Annotated in this window: 6 protein-coding genes; all 6 read right to left on the reverse strand. The window is 67.6% G+C overall.

What is annotated here, in order from left to right:
* Positions 1-1,095, reverse strand: a 1,095-nt coding sequence (locus JNK68_13055) for an RNA polymerase subunit sigma-24 (protein ID MBL8541283.1), incomplete at its 3' end; no start/stop codon positions are given.
* 25 nt (positions 1,096-1,120) lie between these two features.
* A complete protein-coding gene (locus tag JNK68_13060; GenBank protein MBL8541284.1) occupies positions 1,121-1,537 on the reverse strand; it encodes a YciI family protein in 417 nt (138 codons plus the stop codon).
* 133 nt (positions 1,538-1,670) lie between these two features.
* A complete protein-coding gene (locus JNK68_13065; protein MBL8541285.1) occupies positions 1,671-2,198 on the reverse strand; it encodes a VOC family protein in 528 nt (175 codons plus the stop codon).
* 15 nt (positions 2,199-2,213) lie between these two features.
* Positions 2,214-2,615: a VOC family protein gene (locus tag JNK68_13070; protein ID MBL8541286.1), complete on the reverse strand. Its 402-nt coding sequence runs from the start codon at positions 2,613-2,615 to the stop codon at positions 2,214-2,216.
* Between the two features lie 28 nt (positions 2,616-2,643).
* Positions 2,644-2,997: a dehydrogenase gene (locus JNK68_13075; protein MBL8541287.1), complete on the reverse strand. Its 354-nt coding sequence runs from the start codon at positions 2,995-2,997 to the stop codon at positions 2,644-2,646.
* Between the two features lie 22 nt (positions 2,998-3,019).
* On the reverse strand, positions 3,020-3,373 hold a 354-nt coding region (locus JNK68_13080), incomplete at its 5' end, for a VOC family protein (GenBank protein ID MBL8541288.1).

The following is a 3,373-nucleotide window of genomic DNA, read 5'->3' on the forward strand; positions in this document are numbered from 1 at the left end:
CGCATCGACCACCTCCATGCCCGCTTCGGGGCCGAACGCCATGGCGAGCGCGACTGCGCGGTTGAGCTCCACCACCGGGGACGGCAGGCGCTGCGCGAGCGCATCGTAGAGGGCGGCGATGCGCGGCCAATCCGTCTCCTCCGCCGTGCGGGCGCGCGCGTGGCAGGCAGCAATCGCCGCCTGCAGCGCGTACGGACCCAGTCCACCCCGGGCGCTCGCCAGCGCCTCGGCTCGCGCCAGCGCAGCCAGTCCGCGGCGGATGAGAAGCGGATCCCAGCGCGTGCGGTTCTGATCGAGCAGCAGGATCGGCTCGCCGCACGGACCGACACGGGCCGCGAGCCGCGAGGCCTGGATTTCGAGCAGCGCCGCGAGGCCGTGCGCCTCGGTCTCCTGCGGCGCGAGCCCGGCCAGGATGCGGGCAAGCCGCAGCGCTTCCTGGCACAGGTCCGGGCGCGTCCACTGCTCGCCGGCAGTGGCCGAGTAGCCCTCGTTGAAGACGAGATAGACGACTTCCAGCACCGAAGCGAGACGGGACGCGAGTTCCTCCCCGCGCGGCACTTCGAATGGCACGCGCGCCTCCGCGAGCGTGCGTTTCGCACGCACGATGCGCTGTGCAATGGTGGGCTCGGCGACGAGAAAGGCGCGCGCGATCTCCGCCGTCGTCAGGCCGCCCAGCAGACGCAGCGTCAGTGCGACGCGCGCCTCGGTGGAGAGCACCGGATGACACGCGATGAAGGCGAGCCGCAGTACATCGTCGCCGACCGGATCGTCGAGCGCAGCACCGGGCTCCGGCGGTGCCGCTTCCTGCAACTGCGCCTCGATCTCGTAGGTGATCTCGTCCTGCTTGCGCGCGTGCAGAGCCTGTCGCCGCACCAGGTCGATCGCGCGATGCTTTGCCGCCGTCATGAGCCACGCGCCGGGGTTGTCGGGGATGCCGCCGGCCGGCCACTGTTCGAGGGCGGTGACCAGCGCATCCTGCGCGAGCTCCTCGGCCACGCCGACGTCGCGCACGATGCGGGTGAGGCCGCCGATAATCTTCGCCGCCTCGATGCGCCACACCGCGTCGATGGTGCGCGAGATGTCGGGCGCCGTCATCGTGCGCGTTCGACCGCGTGCGGTGCTACTTCTCGCCGCCGACGCGCAGCCCGCGAAAGCGTTCGACGGCATCGCTCGGACCGAAGTCCTCCAGTTCGAACAACTGGCGCACCTCGATCGCAGCGTCCCTGCCCTCACCCGCAGGATTCGGGAAGCGGCGCGTCCATTCCATCGCCTCCTCGCGCGACTGGCACTGGATCAGCGTGTAGCCGGCAACGAGTTCCTTCGACTCGGTGAACGGCCCGTCGATCACGCTGCACCGGCCACCGTCGTAGCGTATGCGCCAACCCTTGGAGCTCGGCTGCAGCCCCGACGCATCGAGCAGCACGCCGGCTTTCGCGAGCTCCTCGTGATAGGTCGCCATCTCCGCGATCAGCACCTCCTCCGGCATGACGCCGGCTTCCGAGTCCCGAGTGGCCTTGACGATGATCATGAAGCGCATGGTCGACCTCCTTTGCGTATCGGTTGCGAGCAAGAGTGCTCATCCCGACGACGATCGGTGCGGCACGAAATCGACACCGCCGCCAGTCGTAGAACACAGCACTGGAGATGCGGACCAGCCTTTGGGTGACGTTTCACGAATGTGTTGCCGTGATCTGCGGACCGCCCGCCCACGCGCGCTCCAGCGCCTCGATGTCGAGTTTCTTCATCTTGAGCAGCGCCTGCATGACGCGGCTCGCCCGCTGCGGTTCGGCCGCGTCAAGTAGCGTGTCGAGCGCCGCGGGCACGATCTGCCACGAAACGCCGTACCTGTCCTGCAGCCAGCCGCACTGCTGCGCACGCTCCTCGCCGCCGGCGGCCAGCTGGTCCCAGTAACGATCGACCTCCGTCTGCGAATCGCAGCGGACGACGAAGGAAATCGCCGGGCTGAACGTGAAGTGAGGTCCGCCGTTCAAGGCGACGAACTCCTGCCCCGCCAGGCGGAATGCAATGGTCATGACCGACCCAGGCGGTTGGCCGGACACGCGCGCCCCTTCCTCGCCGTAGCGCGTCGTCTTGCCGATGGCCGCGTCGTCGAAGATCGACGTGTAGAAGTGCGCGGCCTCTTCGGCTTCATGGTCGAACCAGAGGAAGGGGGTGATCTTCTGAATTGCGGTGGACATGGATTCCTCCTGTGCTCACTTCTGCGCGCCACCCGGCTCCATCCAGAAGAACTCCCAGAGGTGTCCATCGAGGTCCTGGAAACCGTGCTGATACATGAAGCCGTGATCCTTCGCCGGCATCGGTGTCGTCGCGCCTGCCGCCACCGCCTTTGCGACCCGCTCGTCGACCTCGGCGCGGCTCGCGGCCGACAGGGCGACGATGACTTCCGCGCTCCGGCGGGCGTCGCAGATCTCCTTGACGGTGAAGATCCTGAAGAACGGCTCGACGAGGAGCATGATGAAGACGTTGTCGCCGACGATCATGCAGGTGGCGTTCTCGTCGGTGAAGTCGGGATTGAAGCTGAAGCCGAGCGCGGTGAAGAACGCCACCGACCGATCGAGGTCGCGCACCGGCAGGTTCACGAATATCTGGGTCATGCCCGTCTCCGTTGTCGCGCCTGTCGGGTCAGTCGTGACACGGGCCGAGGCCGCGCACCTCGACGGTGGCCCAGGCCGCCGCCGGGCACTGGCCGGCGATCTCGATCGCCTGCTGCCGGCTTTCGCAGTCGAGCAGGAAGAAACCGCCGACCATTTCCTTCGTCTCCGAGAACGGGCCGTCGAGCAGATTCGTCCGCCCGCCGCGCACGTCGACGCGAATCCCCTTCGCATCCGACTGCAGCGACTCGGCCGCGGTGAGCAGGCCACGTGCGGCGAGGTCGTCGGCGAAGCTGCGCATCTCGGCGTAGAGGCGCCGGCCTTCCTCTGCGGATCGTTCCTGCCGCTGGCCATGCGGCTCCATGATCAAGAGCATGTATTGCATGCTGACCTCCATCACCTGCGAATCAGCTGAACATTTTCTTCGCGGCGTCCTTGAGTTCCTCCATGCCGACGTCGCGCACATGCGTGGCGATCGCCCACGAGTGACCGAACGGGTCTACGATCTGGCCGTAACGGTCGCCCCAGAACATGTCGGCGACCGGCATGGTAACGGTCGCCCCGGCCGCCACCGCCTTCGCGAACATGGCGTCGACGTCGGGAACCTGCAGATGGATCGTGACCGACGCACCGCCGCGCGCCTTCGGCCCGAGCGCGCCGCAGTTCGGCATTTCGTCGGTCAGCATCACCATCGAGTCGCCGATGCGGATGGCGGCGTGAATGAGCTTCCCGGGAGCGCCGTCGACGCGGCACATCTCGAC

The sequence above is a fragment of the Betaproteobacteria bacterium genome, from assembly GCA_016791345.1.
Taxonomy (GTDB): domain Bacteria; phylum Pseudomonadota; class Gammaproteobacteria; order Burkholderiales; family JAEUMW01; genus JAEUMW01.

Excerpts from the sequence above, each read along its gene's own strand:
- JNK68_13075 (MBL8541287.1), bottom strand. The coding sequence starts at position 2,997 with ATGCAATACATGCTCTTGATCATGGAGCCGCATGGCCAGCGGCAGGAA.
- JNK68_13060 (MBL8541284.1), bottom strand. The coding sequence starts at position 1,537 with ATGCGCTTCATGATCATCGTCAAGGCCACTCGGGACTCGGAAGCCGGC.
- JNK68_13070 (MBL8541286.1), bottom strand. The coding sequence starts at position 2,615 with ATGACCCAGATATTCGTGAACCTGCCGGTGCGCGACCTCGATCGGTCG.
- JNK68_13065 (MBL8541285.1), bottom strand. The coding sequence starts at position 2,198 with ATGTCCACCGCAATTCAGAAGATCACCCCCTTCCTCTGGTTCGACCAT.